The 15,680-nt window shown below is 40.3% G+C and carries 13 protein-coding genes; 8 read left to right on the top strand and 5 right to left on the bottom strand.

Annotation, left to right across the window (positions count from 1 at the left end; all coding sequences use genetic code 11):
* Position 1 precedes the first annotated feature (1 nt).
* The 4 genes from mreC to rodA are packed head-to-tail and all read left to right on the top strand — an operon-like array spanning position 2 to position 4,500.
* Positions 2–826, top strand: coding sequence for a rod shape-determining protein MreC (mreC, locus tag LDL79_RS10750; protein WP_072984328.1), 825 nt, complete (start codon positions 2–4; stop codon positions 824–826).
* Positions 816–1,322, top strand: a complete 507-nt coding sequence (locus tag LDL79_RS10745; RefSeq protein ID WP_167596184.1) for a rod shape-determining protein MreD — start codon at positions 816–818, stop codon at positions 1,320–1,322. Before mreC ends, LDL79_RS10745 begins: the two co-directional genes overlap by 11 nt.
* Positions 1,319–3,235 (top strand): penicillin-binding protein 2, encoded by a 1,917-nt coding sequence (gene mrdA / locus LDL79_RS10740; RefSeq protein ID WP_072984332.1) that lies wholly within the window; start codon positions 1,319–1,321, stop codon positions 3,233–3,235. Before LDL79_RS10745 ends, mrdA begins: the two co-directional genes overlap by 4 nt.
* Positions 3,235–4,500 (top strand): rod shape-determining protein RodA, encoded by a 1,266-nt coding sequence (gene rodA / locus LDL79_RS10735; RefSeq protein WP_072984334.1) that lies wholly within the window; start codon positions 3,235–3,237, stop codon positions 4,498–4,500. The genes mrdA and rodA overlap by 1 nt, the downstream gene beginning before the upstream one ends.
* Here the strand turns inward: rodA and LDL79_RS10730 are convergent, their stop codons facing one another.
* From LDL79_RS10730 to LDL79_RS10720, 3 genes are read right to left on the bottom strand one after another with little or no spacing between them, the layout of a single operon-like run.
* Positions 4,501–5,310: a DNA/RNA non-specific endonuclease gene (locus tag LDL79_RS10730; RefSeq protein ID WP_225597707.1), complete on the bottom strand. Its 810-nt coding sequence runs from the start codon at positions 5,308–5,310 to the stop codon at positions 4,501–4,503.
* Between the two features lie 3 nt (positions 5,311–5,313).
* Positions 5,314–6,432 (bottom strand): ABC transporter permease, encoded by a 1,119-nt coding sequence (locus LDL79_RS10725; RefSeq protein WP_225597706.1) that lies wholly within the window; start codon positions 6,430–6,432, stop codon positions 5,314–5,316.
* A gap of 3 nt (positions 6,433–6,435) precedes the next feature.
* A complete protein-coding gene (locus tag LDL79_RS10720; RefSeq protein WP_167598808.1) occupies positions 6,436–8,565 on the bottom strand; it encodes a carboxy terminal-processing peptidase in 2,130 nt (709 codons plus the stop codon).
* A 142-nt stretch (positions 8,566–8,707) separates the two neighbouring features.
* Here LDL79_RS10720 and surE point away from each other — a divergent pair, with 142 nt between their 5' ends.
* From surE to LDL79_RS10700, 4 genes are read left to right on the top strand one after another with little or no spacing between them, the layout of a single operon-like run.
* Complete coding sequence (gene surE, locus LDL79_RS10715; protein WP_225597704.1) at positions 8,708–9,490, top strand: 5'/3'-nucleotidase SurE; 783 nt, start codon at positions 8,708–8,710, stop codon at positions 9,488–9,490.
* Positions 9,491–9,523: 33 nt separating this feature from the next.
* A complete protein-coding gene (gene lpxB / locus LDL79_RS10710; RefSeq protein WP_225597703.1) occupies positions 9,524–10,642 on the top strand; it encodes a lipid-A-disaccharide synthase in 1,119 nt (372 codons plus the stop codon).
* Positions 10,623–11,234 (top strand): C40 family peptidase, encoded by a 612-nt coding sequence (locus tag LDL79_RS10705; RefSeq protein WP_225597702.1) that lies wholly within the window; start codon positions 10,623–10,625, stop codon positions 11,232–11,234. Before lpxB ends, LDL79_RS10705 begins: the two co-directional genes overlap by 20 nt.
* Before the next feature lie 59 nt (positions 11,235–11,293).
* The gene (locus LDL79_RS10700; protein WP_225599966.1) at positions 11,294–13,327 is read left to right on the top strand and encodes a ComEC/Rec2 family competence protein; all 2,034 of its coding nucleotides are present in this window, start codon (positions 11,294–11,296) and stop codon (positions 13,325–13,327) included.
* A 7-nt stretch (positions 13,328–13,334) separates the two neighbouring features.
* Here the strand turns inward: LDL79_RS10700 and LDL79_RS10695 are convergent, their stop codons facing one another.
* Together LDL79_RS10695 and LDL79_RS10690 are read right to left on the bottom strand one after the other, a co-directional pair.
* Positions 13,335–13,883, bottom strand: coding sequence for a thioredoxin family protein (locus LDL79_RS10695; RefSeq protein WP_225597701.1), 549 nt, complete (start codon positions 13,881–13,883; stop codon positions 13,335–13,337).
* A gap of 39 nt (positions 13,884–13,922) precedes the next feature.
* Entirely contained in the window at positions 13,923–15,665 is a 1,743-nt protein-coding gene (locus LDL79_RS10690; protein ID WP_225597700.1) for a peptide MFS transporter, read from the bottom strand.
* Positions 15,666–15,680: the final 15 nt, after the last annotated feature.

Raw genomic sequence — 15,680 nt, 5'->3', positions numbered from 1 at the left:
CATGCAGCAAATCGTCAATTTTTTCATAAAGTACAGAAACTTTCTGCTCTATGCCTTTTTGCTGTTTATTTCGCTGGTTTTTACGATTCAGTCGCACTCGTATCATCGTAGCAAGTTTGTAAATTCAGCTAACTTCTTAAGCGGTGGAATCTACAGCAGTCTTGATAACATTACAGAGTACTTTGATTTAAAAGTGCACAATGCGCAGCTTGTTGAAGAAAATAACAGATTACGCACCCGATTGCTCAACACGCGAGACAGCATTTCGCAAAAAATAGATACGGCTACTTTTCATAAGCGCTTCCGGTTTACCACCGCTAAAACCATTAATAACAACTATACGTTTAAGGACAATTTTCTCACGCTACGTGCCGGGACTAAAGACGGCCTGAAACAAGATTTAGGCGTAATCACCAGCAAAGGAATTGTGGGCATCGTAGATCGCGCTTCGGCCAATTATGCTACTGTAATAAGCATCCTTAATAGCAATTCACAGATCAATGCCAAGCTGAAGAAAAGTAATCACTTTGGTATTTTAGTATGGCGCGGCGGGGATCCTAATATCGTAGACCTTATAGATGTACAGTCTAAGGCTCCTGTTCAAAAAGGCGACACCATTGTTACCGGCGGAAAGTCAACCATCTTTCCGGAAGGTATTGGCATAGGCACCATCAAGTCTTTTGAGCTTGATCCTAGCGAAAACTTTTACAGTATTAAAGTTGAACTTTTTAACGACATGACAAACATTGGGTATGTGTATGTCATTGAAAATCTTGACCGAACCGAAATACAAACTCTAGAACAACAAACAGCAGATGAACAATAGTGTCACGCAAAACATACTGCGGTTTGTATTTCTTGTTTTGGTTCAAATCGCAATATTTAACAACATCAATTTTTTAGGGTATATCAATCCGTATCCCTACGTGTTGTTTATTATTTTATTTCCCATAGGTGATAACAAAGCCTTGTTGTTGGCATTGAGCTTTTTATTAGGGATCAGCATTGATATGTTTTGCAACAGCGGCGGAATGCATGCTGCCAGTTGTGTGACCATAGCCTATTTAAGACCTTGGATCTTACAATCAATTTTTGGCCTTGCGTATGAATATAACGCAGTCAAAGTGGTTAAAGCAGCTTTTGGCCAACGCTTACTGTATACCACAATCTTAGTATTCTCACATCATTTGATATTATTTTTCCTCGAAAGTTTTAACTTTTCAGACATAATCTATATACTTAAAAAGACGTTGTTCAGTGGGGCCTTTACTGTGCTTCTTTGTATCATTCTAATAACCCTTTTTAGCGTTAAGCGTAGATGAGAAAAATTCTGCTTTTTTCTATTGTTTTAATTTCCGGAATCCTCCTAACAGGAAGGCTCTTTTATCTTCAGATTTTAGATACTTCCTATGCCAGTTTATCGGTAAACAATGCGATCAAGCGAATTTATGATTACCCGCAACGCGGCCACATCTATGATCGCAACGGTTCGCTATTAGTCAGCAACCAACCTTCGTATGATGTTATGGTTATTCCTCGAGAAGTAAAACCCTTTGACACTACCGAGTTTTGTGGCTTATTAAAAATGACGAAAGAAGCATTGGTCAAGCGATTAGACAAAGCCCGTGTGTATTCTCCCAGACTTCCGTCTATAGTGATTCCGCAGCTTACAAAATCCGAATACGCTTATTTACAGGAAAAAATGCGTAAGTATGAAGGTTTTTATATTCAAAAACGATCGTTGCGTGATTATCAGGTAGATTACGGCGCAAATTTTTTAGGCTATATCGCCGAAGTAAACCGTGCTGATATTGAAGATAACCCGTACTATCAATCAGGTGACTTAAAAGGGCGTACAGGAGTTGAACGCCAATACGAAGAAATTTTACGCGGAGTAAAAGGAGTTAAATACATTCAGAAAGATCGTTTTAATCGTGATATTGGCGCTTATAAAAACGGAAGCCTCGATACCATTCCCAAGCCCGGAAAAGACCTGACACTTACCATTGATGCTGAGCTGCAAAAGTATGGCGAAGAACTAATGGTAAATAAGCGCGGCGGAATTGTCGCCATTGAACCTTCAACAGGTGAAATTCTTGCCTTAGTAAGCGCACCTAATTTTGATCCTGCACTGCTTGTGGGTAGAGAGCGTTCTCGCAACTTTACCAACTTATATTACGATTCTATTGCAAAACCACTTTTTGACCGCGGTTTACAAGCACAATACCCTCCGGGATCTCCATTTAAAACCCTAAATGCACTTATTGCTTTACAGGAAGATGTGGTAGACCCTCAAGAAAGTTTTGCCTGCCATATGGGCTATTATTATGGCTCCAGAGGAAGAAAATTAGGATGTCACAGCCACCCTAGTCCGTTGAGTATGGTACCAGGAATCGCAAACTCGTGCAATGCCTATTTTGCCAATGTGTACCGCCGCGTGATCGAGAAGTACGACACACCACAGGAAGGTATGGACGTTTGGCACAATCATCTGGCAAGTTTTGGACTTGGGCAATATATGGGAACCGATTTACCTACGGGCCGTCCCGGTTATATTCCGGATAGCGATTACTACAACAGAGCCTATGAATATCCTAAATACAAATGGTTTAGTACTGCTACGATCTCAAATTCTATCGGGCAGGGCGAAGTGAGTCTCACGCCTATTCAACTTGCAAATGTGACCGCCACCATTGCAAATAGAGGTTGGTTTTATACGCCGCATATAGTAAAAGATATTGAAGGCGAACACGACGCTATTCCTGAAAAATACCGCACTAAGAATTATACGACCATCGATGCTAAAAACTACGAACCTGTGGTTGAAGGAATGTCTGGCGCGTATAATTACGGTACAGCGGCAGGCGTACAGATCCCTGGAATTGAGATTTGTGGAAAAACAGGAACTGCTGAAAACTATACCAAAATAGATGGTAAACGTCAGCAGCTTACAGATCATTCGATTTTTGTAGCTTTTGCTCCTAAAGACAATCCTAAAATTGCTATCGCTGTTTTTGTTGAAAATGGGTATTGGGGTGGTCGCTACGGTGGAAAGATTGCCAGTTTAATGATCGAAAAGCATATAAAAGGTGAGATTACCCGTACCGATCTTGAAGACTGGATCTTAACCCACAGTCTTGAAGAAGAATACGCAAAACCCTTAAGCGGAAAGCCATTCCCAATTAATGATGGTAAAAAAATAAGTGGTAAAATCGAAGAAAAGCTCAAAAGTTAATGCGCAGTACAGCACGCAACGCACGCAATAATTTTGACTGGCTTCTTATAGTGATCTATCTAGCGCTGGTAGGTATTGGCTGGGTAAATATCTACTCTGCTTCTATTGATCCTTCAGGAGTTTCAAACTTTTTTGACCTCAGCAATCTGTATACAAAACAGCTGCTTTTTATAGCTTTGAGTTTACTGTTGATTGTGTTTATACTCTCACTGGAAGCCAAATTCTTTGAGCGGTTTGCCAGTGTGATCTATGTCGTTTCGATCGCCTCCTTATTAGGCCTTTTTGTCTTCGGAAAAAACATAAGTGGTGCAACCAGTTGGTATGCCTTTGGAAGCTTTAGCTTACAACCTAGTGAATTTGCTAAAGCAGCTACTGCTCTAGCCTTGGCCAAATATCTTAGCGACATTCAGACTGATGTAAAGTCATTCACCCACCAGTTTAGAGCTTTTATTATCATTGCATTACCTGCGCTTTGCATTGTGCCTCAACCTGACCCGGGAAGCGCGCTTGTTTACGCAGCCTTTTTCTTTCCGCTTTATCGCGAAGGACTTTCTGGAATTTATTTAATTACCGGCTCTATTACCATCGCGCTGTTTGTTTTAACGCTTGCTTTTGGTCCTGTGTATATCATTGCCGGCATTGTGTTAATCGCTATTATTCTGCTCATCAAAAACCGAAAAAAGCGCTTTGGTAAACGGTATTTTTACATATTGCCAATAGTTTCTATCCTGTTTGTACTTTCGGTGAATTACATTTTTCAGAACGTTTTTGAACAGCGCCACAGAGACCGTTTTAATGTGGTGTTAGGTAAAGATGTAGATATGAAAAGTATAGGCTACAATACCTATCAATCTGAAATTGCTATCGGCAACGGTGGACTGACCGGAAAAGGTTTTTTAAAGGGAACTCAAACTAAAGGAAACTTTGTACCGGAGCAGCATACAGACTACATTTTTAGTACCGTAGGCGAAGAATGGGGTTTTTTAGGAAGCACACTGGTGATCCTGCTTTTTGTGGGCTTAATGTTGCGTATCATCATTCTTTCAGAACGGCAAAAGAGTCAGTTTAGTCGCATTTATGGTTACAGCATCGCCGGAATATTGTTTATACACTTCCTGGTGAACATCGGGATGGTTACCGGCGTTTTCCCTACTGTAGGTATCCCGCTGCCGTTTTTTAGCTATGGTGGTTCGGGGCTTTGGGGCTTCACCATCTTGCTGTTTATTTTTATCAAACTCGACAGCAATCGGGTTAATGAATGGTAATTAAAACACCCAGCGATCCACGGGTTTTTCAGCTTCTATTTTGTGTTCTATGGAATCTTCCAATTGCGGAAAAAAGTCAATACCGGTTGCATTTTCTACCTCATCTACAGAGACCACAAACTGCTGAAGCGCTGCGTCACTTTCGCGATGCGGAATTAAGAAAGCCAAACAAGAGTAGCCTGAATCATTTTTCCGAAGGACCATCTTGTAAAAAGCACTAGGAACGACCACGTTCTCGGTTCCTATCGTACCCAAACCGTTAGTTGTTAGTCCGCCAGTTATTACCGTTATCTTATTGTACCGTGAAGCCCAATCTCTAACTTGATTTTCAAGGCGATTCCAGATTCCCGCGTTGAACGCATTCAGTTGCGGACTAATATTACTGGTTAAAAAAGTTTCATTATACGCCTGCGTGCTAAAACTTCGGTCTCCGGCAGGGCATAAATGTCCGCGGTCATAACCACTGTTTTTATAATTACGCCAGTCTGCCGCTCCCGTTTCCACAGCATTATCTACTATAAAATACGGCCTACTCAAACTCTTGCTGTTCTGCAGTTGGGATTTCTCTAAGGTGTAAGCCACCCAAGAGGCTTGCTCTGCAGCTTCATTGTATGACAAGCTGTAATACTGATGATGGACTACCGTTTCTGGCGCGGCTTCCGGAAATAAAAAGCTTAATGCCGTTGACTTGATTTCCGCACCTGTGGCTACGTGTTGCTCTTTTTGCTTTTGATCTAAATGCTGATTTACAAGATAAATGATCGTAATAGCCACCATCATCAAAAGCGGGTAAGTGTACTTTCTTCGCATAAATTATTTTACTCCTTTTACATCTAAAGCATCGCGTAAGGCATTGCCCATAAGCATAAATGCCATCACTAAACTCATAATTGCCAAACCAGGAATAATTGCCAAATAGGCTTTTCCTAAAATAATATAAGAATAGTGATCTTTGATCATCGCTCCCCAACTTGGAATGGGCGGTTGCGCACCAATCCCTAAAAAGCTAAGTCCGCTTTCTATAAGTATTGCGCTGGCAAAATTTGCGGCACTGATCACGATTACCGGTGCCAAAATATTAGGGATAATATGTTTAAATAGAATGCGCATATTACGATAGCCAAGAGCACGAGCGGCGGTGACATACTGTGCTTCCTTAACGCTCAGAACCTGCCCTCTAACCACACGAGCTACCTCTACCCACATCGTAAGCCCTACGGCTATAAAAACCTGCCAGAAACCCTTTCCTAAAGCTAAAGTAATGGCAATGACTAGCAATAATGTGGGGATAGACCAAGTAACATTGATGATCCACATAATGAGTGCGTCTATTTTACCACCGTAATAGCCCGCAATAGCTCCTAAAACCACACCAATCAACAGTGAGATCAAAACGGCAACAAAACCAATACTAAAAGAAATACGTGTACCTATGAGCATTCTACTCAACAAATCACGACCGTATTTATCAGTACCCAGAAGAAAAACTTTTTCAGATATAAATTGTTCCTCGAAGTCTTTCTTAGAAACCTCTGTAATTCCAAAATCTTTTAAAGCAACTGCTTTGGTTAACTCGAGGTCTTCATCTTCAGAATAAGGCTTATATTCTACCTCATCCTCGTGCAGGGTCCAACTCGAGATCGGAATTTCTGTATCGGTATTAACCTTTCCATTCAACAGCGCTCCTATCCAACTTTGCTTTTGATGTTCCGGCCCGGGAACATTCAGCATTTCAACACGAAATCTGGGCTTTTTAGAATGGATAGCCAAATGCATTTGATTGGCATTGCTCGAGTCGTCTGGTGCGATCAAATATGCAAATAAGGCGATCAAACCGCAGAGCACGATATATATAAAACTCAAAACGCCCCAGAAATTTCTTTTGAATTTCTGGAGCGCTAAATGAGTTAATGAACTTGAATGTTCTGCCATAGGTTAATCCCTAACGTCAGCCAATTTACCTCTTCTAATATTATTTACTTTAAGATCTTCTAACACGTTAATGGCTTCATCCATATAAACATCTTTAGCAAGATCTTGGTGCCAACGCTCACGCTTTTGCTTTAAAACCGTGTCGCTCTCAAATTTCTGGATTTCGTATGGAAGCGATTTAAACGTTAAGCCTGACTTATAATTACGTAAAGAATCAAAGCGTTTAGCTTCCTCTTCGTTTTGTTCCATCTTGGCAGAATATGCATCAATGTTTAAAGGCCAAACTGAATCATCTTGCTTGCTTTTAATCCATTTTGCATTTTCTTCAATCAGTTGCAACTGCTTATTTTTAGCCATACGTGCGTTACTGTTGCTGATGGTTTGGTCATAATCTATATAACCATCCCAAACCTCATAATCTGCTGCAGCGATCTTATCCCAAGGTAACGGGTTGTCTAGATCTTTTTCACCAATATCAATGTAACTAAATTGGTCTGGAACCACTACATCACTTTTCACACCTTCTAATTGAGTCGAACCACCATTGATTCGGTAGAACTTCTGTGTAGTGATTTTTAAAGCTCCCATATCGCCTAAATCATTTTGACGCAACCAGCGATTTAGGTCATATACATTTTGAACTGTTCCCTTTCCATAGGTTTGCTTACTACCTATGATCACAGCTCGTTTGTAATCTTGCATAGCAGCTGCAAGAATTTCACTTGCAGAAGCCGAAATTTCATTGACTAATATCACAAGAGGCTTGTCCCATAAAATCTCAGGATCTTTATCCTTTAAAATTTCACTATCCGCTCCATTTGATTTTACCTGTACAATAGGTCCTTCTTTAATAAATAAACCTGCGATATCTACAACAGTAGAAAGTGATCCTCCACCGTTACTTCTTAAATCAATTACAAGACCATCTACATCCTGTTCTTTAAGACGTATAATCTCTTTCTTAACATCAGTTGCAGCATTGCGCTGCTCTGCATTCTGCATATCAAAATAGAACTTTGGTAAATTGATCACACCGTACGTTCTATCGTCTTTATCTACAGTCGTGGTTTTAGCATAGGTTTCTTCAATCTCCACTACATCACGCGTGATTGCAATATTCTTGATAGAGCCATCCTTTTTCTTCACATTAAGAGTTACTACGGTTCCTTTAGGGCCTTTAATCAGCTCTACCGCATCATCTAAACGCATACCAACAACGCTAGTTGCAACATCTTCATCTGCCTGTTTAACCTTTAGAATAATGTCTCCCTCCTTAAGCTCTTCACCTCTCCAAGCTGGTCCACCAGAAATAATTTCGGTGATACTAATCTCGTTACTTTTTTTCTGAAGACGGGCGCCAATTCCTTGAAACTGACCACTCATTTGCATATCAAAACGATCTTTATCAACCGGCGCAAAATACGTGGTATGCGGGTCAAATTCTTCAACTATAGAGTTGATGTAAATCGAAAAGTAATCTTCTCGATCTAATTCATCTGCAAACTCAAAATACTCAACTAAAGATTGCTTGGTAGTCTCTCTCGTTTCCTTTTCAATTTCTGAATTTGATAACGGTGTATATCCTGTTGAGTCTTTAGCCTTTTTAGCTTCTTCTTCAATACGATCGTAATATGTGCCAATGGTGTTGAACTTCAGTTGATTTTCCCAACGTGCCTTAAGCTCTTTTTGATTTTTAGCATAATCTAAGTTCTCATACTCTGTATCAATAGTTTCATCTTTAGAGTAATCAAATGGCTGAGATAAAATATCATCGTAAATCGCCTTTGATTCTTCCATACGTTCTCTAAGTCGTGTGTATGCTAAATCAAAAAAGCTAATATCTTCCTTTCTAATTTGATCATCTATCTGATCTTTATAGGCTTCAAATTCTTTGATATCACTTTTAAGGTAATAACGCTTTAGAGGATCTAAGGCAGTTACAAAATCATCAAAAACCTCCTCAGAGAATTCATCATTAAATTCTTTGGCATCATAGTGCCCTTTTTCGAGCACATAAGAAATTAAGCTAACGAGTACTTTATCTTTTCCGGGATCTTCATCACTTGTGGTAAAACTGCAAGAAGCTGCAGCTAACAGTAAGGCCAAAACGAGCACCTTCACATTTTTTATCATAATACGTTGCATTTTCATCTTTTACTAGCAATCTACATTAAAAACCGTGCCAGCGCTTAATTTTTCAGCTAACAATTTGTTAAACGTTAAGCCGGGCTATGGCTTGGTAATTTAGTATTTTAGCGTCAGAAAGCAAAACCAAATGACCGATCAAAAACCTCTTATACTAGTCACTAACGACGATGGCATCACGGCTCCCGGAATACGCAAATTAATAAGCATCATGCAAGAGCTTGGAGATGTGGTCGTTGTAGCTCCTGACAGCCCGCAAAGCGGTATGGGCCATGCTATAACTGTCAACGACACTATTTATTGCGACCCGGTAAAAGAATTTCAGGATGACACGCACAAAGAATACCGTTGCTCCGGCACACCGGCTGATTGTGTTAAGATCGCCGTGCAAGAAATTATGCATCGCAAGCCTGACATCTGTGTCAGTGGTATAAATCACGGCTCTAATTCATCTATAAATGTCATTTATAGCGGTACTATGAGCGCAGCTGTAGAAGCAGGTGTAGAAGGAATTCCCGGAATTGGGTTTTCGCTACTCGATTATTCTATAGATGCTGATTTCTCGCATTGCGCGGCTTACGTAAAAAAGATCACGCAAGAAGTATTGCAAAATGGATTGCCAAAAGGTGTTGTGCTTAACGTAAACATCCCAAAATTAAAAGCCAGCGAAATAAGCGGCATTAAAGTGGGGCGTCAAGCTAATGCGCAATGGGTTGAAGATTTTGACAAACGCACCAACCCAATGGGGCGAGATTACTATTGGTTGAGTGGCGAATTTGTAAACGAAGATCAAGGTGAGGATACAGATGAGTGGGCTTTGGCTAACGGTTATGTTTCGGTGGTTCCTGTGCAATTTGATCTGACCGCGCATCATTTTATAGAAAAACTGAATGACTGGAAATTTAATGATTAACTTTTCGTTCTACGGAAAACAATTACGCAAGTCGTGAAATACTATATCATAGCAGGGGAAGCCAGTGGCGATTTACACGCAGCTAATTTGATGAAGGCAATTTTAGCCGAAGATCCACATGCTGATTTTAGGTTCTGGGGTGGCGATCTGATGCAAAAAGTGGGCGGTACGCTCGTTAAACACTATCGTGATCTGGCATTTATGGGTTTCCTCGAAGTGCTTATGAATCTACGGACCATCACTAAGAATCTAGCATTTTGTAAAAAAGACATCGCCCAGTTTAACCCCGATGTGATCATCTATATTGATTACCCCGGTTTTAATATGCGCATTGCAAAATGGGCACGACAAGAAGGTTATAAAAACCATTACTACATCTCTCCACAAATCTGGGCTTGGAAGGAAGGCCGCATAAAAGCAATCAAACAAGATGTTGATGCGATGTATGTAATTCTTCCGTTTGAGAAGCAATTTTATGAGGAGAAACATAACTTCCCGGTGCACTTTGTGGGACACCCCTTAATTGATGAGATCAGTGCACGTACACCGGTGATTCCTGAAAATTTCAGAAAGGAACACCAATTAGATGAGCGACCTATTATCGCCCTATTGCCCGGAAGCCGTAAGCAGGAAATACAAAAAATGCTTGAGATTATGTTGAGCGTTACTCCTGATTTTCCCGCTTATCAATTTGTGATCGCCGGAGCCCCAAGTCAAGACCAGGACTTTTACGAACCATTTTTAAAAAAGAATCGGGTTCATATCGTCATGAATCAAACGTACAATTTACTAGACGTTGCGCACGCTGCGCTGGTAACTTCTGGCACAGCGACTCTTGAAACCGCACTCTTTAAAGTTCCTGAAGTCGTTTGTTATAAAGGTGGAAGAATTTCTTATGAGATCGCAAAACGCGTTATTAATCTCGATTACATTTCGTTAGTAAACCTTATTATGGATCGCGAAGTAGTAAAAGAATTAATTCAAACCGAATTCAATACCAAAACGCTTAAAAAAGCGTTAGCAGAGATTTTAGAAGAAGAAAAAAGAAAAGCACTTTTTTCAGAATATTATAAATTAGAAAAAAAGTTAGGCGGCGTAGGTGCAAGTGCCACTACGGCTAAACTTATTGTAAATGCTATTCAGTCAAACTGACTTTAGATTGTATATGACCAGAACAAGCCTCTCGATAATTATAAGTATTGCTTTAGTAAGCTGCGGCGGAAGCAAAAAAGCGGTAAAATCTGCAACCACAGTAGAAAACACGAGATATATAGCTCCAGAAAAAAGTTCGGTCCCCACCTCTGATCCTTCAACGCGTGAATTGATGTATTTATCAGAAATAAAACCGAATGAAGAAAATCAACTTCGATTCAATATCATCAAAAATGCCCGCCAGTATGAAGGCACGCCTTACAAGTACGGAGGCACAACTCCTAAAGGAATGGATTGCAGCGGACTCGTATACACCGCATTTCTGGAGGAAGGAATAAGCATTCCGCGTGTGAGCAGACATATTGCAGAAGAAGGCGAACGCATTAAAACCGATGATGTTATTCCCGGTGATTTATTGTTCTTCATTACCGGCAGACGCAGCCGTCAAATCAATCACGTAGGTATTGTGGTTGATGTTTTACCGGGGCAAATTCTTTTTATTCACTCTTCTACCTCTCAAGGCGTTATCGTGTCTTCACTTAATGAAGGCTACTGGAACAACGCCTTTAAAGAAGCCCGAAGAATTATGTAACTCATTGATTTTTTGATTAGTATTGCAAAGTACTAACCCACTTCTTGTTGCCATTTGTTATGAAAGGCATCAACATAACACTTTGCATTGCCCTACTGGGTTTGATCTCAGGTATACTCTTATGCCCGGTTTTGAACTTCAGCTTACTCACAGAATTCGTTGTGTTTTTGAGTTGCTTTTTCAGTTTTCTCAGTCTTCATTTTATTTTTAAACGGAAACACATCTACAGTGTTTTCACAACCTTCACAGCATTTTTGCTTTTTGTTGCTATTGGTATTTTACTAGTTACGCTTTCTGATCCTTTGCTCAAAGAATCGCATTACACCAAAACTTTAGCCTTTGAGCAACCTCAAATAATCTTGCTTGAAATTGACGAAAAACTAAAACCCGGTTTTTACGACTCTAAATATGTCGCCCGCGTACTTCAAATTCAGAATACACCGGCAACCGGAAAACTGATTGTGAATATTGAAAAAGACAGTGCCAAACCAGCGTCAGATCTCAGAGTAGGGCAATACATCCTAACAAAAACAGCAGCACAAAAGATCGCACCACCTCGTAATCCGTTTCAATTTGATTACAAGACCTATCTCGAACAACGAGGTATTTTTGCTGCAATAACAGTATCTAAGCAAGAGTTGCTACAACTTCCTAATAAAAGGAATTCGCCACAATCCTTTGCAGATCATTTACGCGCAAGTCTGAATGCCAAACTAGACCGTTTTACAATGCATCCGGACAACAGAGCGGTTTTGAACGCACTTGTGTTAGGACAACGCCAAGAGCTCTCTACCGACTTGCAAAATGATTACGCCAACGCCGGAGTCATTCACATACTAGCTGTGTCTGGCCTTCACGTGGGAATCCTTATGCTTATAGTACAATTTCTGCTTAAACCACTAGGCAACTATCGGCGCAGCCGCATTCTAAAAACACTAATCGTTTTATTAGTGATCTGGGGGTTTGCGTTAATCACCGGCTTCTCGCCCTCGGTATTAAGAGCCGCAACAATGTTCACCTTCATTCAAGCTGGATTCTTTTTTAATCAGCGAAAAGCAGGATTCAATGCGCTGATCGCTTCGGCATTTGTATTGCTGGCGATCAGACCAAGATTACTGTTTGAAGTAGGTTTTCAATTGAGTTATGCTGCGGTCTTTGCAATCCTGTGGCTCTATCCAAAATTTGAAAAATTAGGCCTCCCAAAGTACAAGCTACTACAGTATTACTGGAAAATCATTTTGGTCAGTCTTGCCGCACAAATAGGCGTACTGCCGCTAAGCCTATTTTATTTTCACCAATTCCCGGGAGTATTTCTTATAGCTAATTGTGTCGTGTTGCCCTTTTTGGGTTTCGTCCTAATTTATGGCTTGATCCTATTGACCGCAGCAGCGCTCAACCTGCTTCCTAAATTTGCAGTTGATTGTTATGATCTGATCCTGACTTGGCTTAATACCTTTATAAAAGGATTGGCGAGTCTTGATGTATTCCTAATCGAAAACATTTATTTCTCGTTACCGCTCGTCATTCTATCGTACCTTTTAATTTTTTCCGCGGAAAACTTTAGCCGAAGGTTTAGTTTTAAAAACATAAGCCTGCTACTTCTAGTACTTATAAGCTTTCCTATCACGCTTCTTTTTTCTGAATTCACCCAAAGGCAACCTAAGTTTTACATTCTTCATCAATACCAAACCAGTCTGTTTTCTTATCAAAATGAGCAACTTGAATTCACTTATTACACCGAATCAGATCGCGAACCACCTCAACAACTTTTAAACCAGTTTAAAACGCATCAGCAGGTTACTGCAGTGCAAACAGCTGAGCTGAAACACTTCTACCAAATTAAAGAACAGACTATTTTTCGAATAGATAGTAGTGCCGTTTTTGAAATTCCAAAGCTTGAACCCGACATTATTGTTCTAACACAATCTCCAAAAGTGAATCTCGATCGGGTTACTGAACGTTACCCTAATGCGGTTTACATTGCTGACGGAAGCAACTACAAAAGTTATGTAGCGCGCTGGGAAGCTACTTGCACAAAAAAGAAAATCCCTTTTCACAATACGTATGAAAAGGGATTTTATAAAATAGAGTAATTACTTTTTAGCTCTTAAAAGTACTTTCAAAATTAGATTGATATTCCTCCCAAGCTTCGGCGGTAGTGATTTCTAAGTAATCATCAGACTCGATCATTTTCAGAAAAAGTTCTAACTGCTGTGGTGTTTTATAACCCGGCAACGGCTGAATCAAATTGCCTTTTTCATCAAAAAATACAATGCTGGGGTACGCATTTATTTTCATTGCATGCGCAAATAAATGCTGACTGTTGCGCCCTTTTCGTTTAGGATCATAATTAGGATTCGTGTACACAAAATCTTGATAATCTATAGACTCTGTTCCTTCAGCATTGAATTTTACCGCATAGTAATTTTGATTCACATACTTTGCGACATCAGGATTCTGAAAGGTGTTTTTATCCAGTAATTTGCACGGCCCGCACCAATCTGTATACACATCCATAAAGATCTTGCGAGGCTCTTTTTTCTGTGCTTTAAGTGCCTCTCCAAAACTCATCCAATTTATTTTTTCTTGTGCTGAAAGGCTTCCGGCACTACAAATGGCAATCATTAAAAAAACTATAACTCGTTGCATGTATTATTTTTAGGGTGGTAATTCAAAAAACAGACCGTTTTAATGAATTCCGTGCATTAATTTCTTCAGTAAAGGATGTAACAAAATTATTAAAACTCCTGCTCCTCCCGGAATTAAAAAGAATAATAAAAAGAAGGTTGATAAACTATATTCTTGAGCAACCTGATCGATCATTCCCCCGGTGCTTCCGGCCAACTTGTTTCCGATAGCTATTGCCAGGTACCAAACTCCGTACATCATTGCGATCATTCTACCGGGAACCAATTTACTTACGTAGGAAAGCCCCACCGGAGACAAACAAAGTTCTCCCATCGTATGAAAGTAATAGGCAAGAATCAACCAAATTATACTTACAGCAGCGGTTTGAGCACCCTGCGGAATATCGCTGGCACCGTATGCCAAAGCTGCAAAACCAGTCCCAAGAAGTATGAGTCCGATTCCATATTTTACAGCCACACTGGGGTTATATTTTGATTCCCAAACTTTAGAAAAAAGTGGTGCAAAAATGATGATAAATAAAGAGTTTAATACACTAAACCATGAAGCAGGAACTTCAGGAGATTCTGCAGTGTACTGCTCGTAAAGCATCGTCAATACTAGTCCCCAGATTATTAAAAAGCTTGCTCCTAAAATGATATTTGCCCACTTATAATTTTTGAACGTTTGCTTAAACAACAAATACAACACCCAAGTGATCACCCCTAACGGAATGATCGTGATCAACGTGTTTGCGATTCTAAAAATCATCCCGGCGCTTCCTTCTAAAACGCGGTCTGTGTAATCATTTGCAAAAATGGTCATCGACCCACCGGCTTGCTCAAAAGCTGCCCAGAAAAAAATGGTAAAAAATGCAAAAATAGATACTGCGATCATTCGGTCGCGCACTAAGGTCGTATAGCGAACAATTCTTGCTACAACCAAAACCAGAAATACTAAAAGGGCTATAAGAATCATAAAGTTACTTCCGGAAAGACTACCTACTTCAAACGCAAAAACATCAGTGCCGCCTATTTTTGACATGGGATCATTAATGATCCACACCAACCCGATAAGCGCACTTACAGCGATTAATAGTTTATCGATCGCCGTAAACGGATTTCTTTTAACCGAAGGATCTTCGGTGACTTGTTTATTTTCTGCTTTAACCGGCTTCTTCCCTACTTCGCCAAATATTCCTTGAGCAAAATAAAACTGAAGCATTCCTGCAAACATAAAAATTCCGGCCAGACCGAAGCCCCAATGCCAACCCCATTGCTCACCGAGATATCCACACAATAAAATTCCTAAAAAAGCGCCGGCATTAACCCCCATATAATAAATGGTGTATGCGCCGTCTTTTTTATGCTCGTGATTGGCATACATTTCTGAAATGATCGAAGTCATTGTAGGCTTAAAAAAGCCATTACCTGCACATAAGAAGAAGAGTCCAAGATATAGCGCAAACTCGCTGTCAACCGCCATTGACGCATGACCTAAGGTCATCAACAAAGCCCCTACGACCACCGCCATCCGATACCCGATGATTCTGTCGGCAATATAACCGCCCAAAATAGGTGTTAGATACACCATAGAGGTGTAAGTTCCGTAGAGCGACAAGGCGTGTTCTCTTGGCCACGCCCAACCTTCTTCAAACAGCGAAGCCGTTAAAAATAAAACCAACAGTGCGCGCATCCCGTAATACGAAAAGCGCTCCCACATTTCAGTAAAGAATAAAACAAATAATCCGGCGGGATGACCCAACACCGGATTTTTGAAAAATTGTTCTGTAGACGTAGTTGCCATTTGAACGTTTCTGTA

It is taken from the genome of Leeuwenhoekiella palythoae, assembly GCF_020310025.1.
Classification (GTDB): Bacteria; Bacteroidota; Bacteroidia; order Flavobacteriales; family Flavobacteriaceae; genus Leeuwenhoekiella; species Leeuwenhoekiella palythoae.
This window is presented reverse-complemented; position numbering and strand designations above follow the sequence as displayed.

What these genes read in the sequence shown, in the direction of transcription:
- LDL79_RS10705 (WP_225597702.1), top strand. Translation starts at nt 10,623, where the DNA reads ATGCTATTCAGTCAAACTGACTTTAGATTGTATATGACCAGAACAAGC.
- rodA (WP_072984334.1), top strand. Translation starts at nt 3,235, where the DNA reads ATGCGCAGTACAGCACGCAACGCACGCAATAATTTTGACTGGCTTCTT.
- LDL79_RS10700 (WP_225599966.1), top strand. Translation starts at nt 11,294, where the DNA reads ATGAAAGGCATCAACATAACACTTTGCATTGCCCTACTGGGTTTGATC.
- LDL79_RS10725 (WP_225597706.1), bottom strand. Translation starts at nt 6,432, where the DNA reads ATGGCAGAACATTCAAGTTCATTAACTCATTTAGCGCTCCAGAAATTC.
- LDL79_RS10720 (WP_167598808.1), bottom strand. Translation starts at nt 8,565, where the DNA reads ATGATAAAAAATGTGAAGGTGCTCGTTTTGGCCTTACTGTTAGCTGCA.
- mrdA (WP_072984332.1), top strand. Translation starts at nt 1,319, where the DNA reads ATGAGAAAAATTCTGCTTTTTTCTATTGTTTTAATTTCCGGAATCCTC.
- LDL79_RS10730 (WP_225597707.1), bottom strand. Translation starts at nt 5,310, where the DNA reads ATGCGAAGAAAGTACACTTACCCGCTTTTGATGATGGTGGCTATTACG.
- LDL79_RS10690 (WP_225597700.1), bottom strand. Translation starts at nt 15,665, where the DNA reads ATGGCAACTACGTCTACAGAACAATTTTTCAAAAATCCGGTGTTGGGT.
- surE (WP_225597704.1), top strand. Translation starts at nt 8,708, where the DNA reads ATGACCGATCAAAAACCTCTTATACTAGTCACTAACGACGATGGCATC.
- LDL79_RS10745 (WP_167596184.1), top strand. Translation starts at nt 816, where the DNA reads ATGAACAATAGTGTCACGCAAAACATACTGCGGTTTGTATTTCTTGTT.
- LDL79_RS10695 (WP_225597701.1), bottom strand. Translation starts at nt 13,883, where the DNA reads ATGCAACGAGTTATAGTTTTTTTAATGATTGCCATTTGTAGTGCCGGA.
- mreC (WP_072984328.1), top strand. Translation starts at nt 2, where the DNA reads ATGCAGCAAATCGTCAATTTTTTCATAAAGTACAGAAACTTTCTGCTC.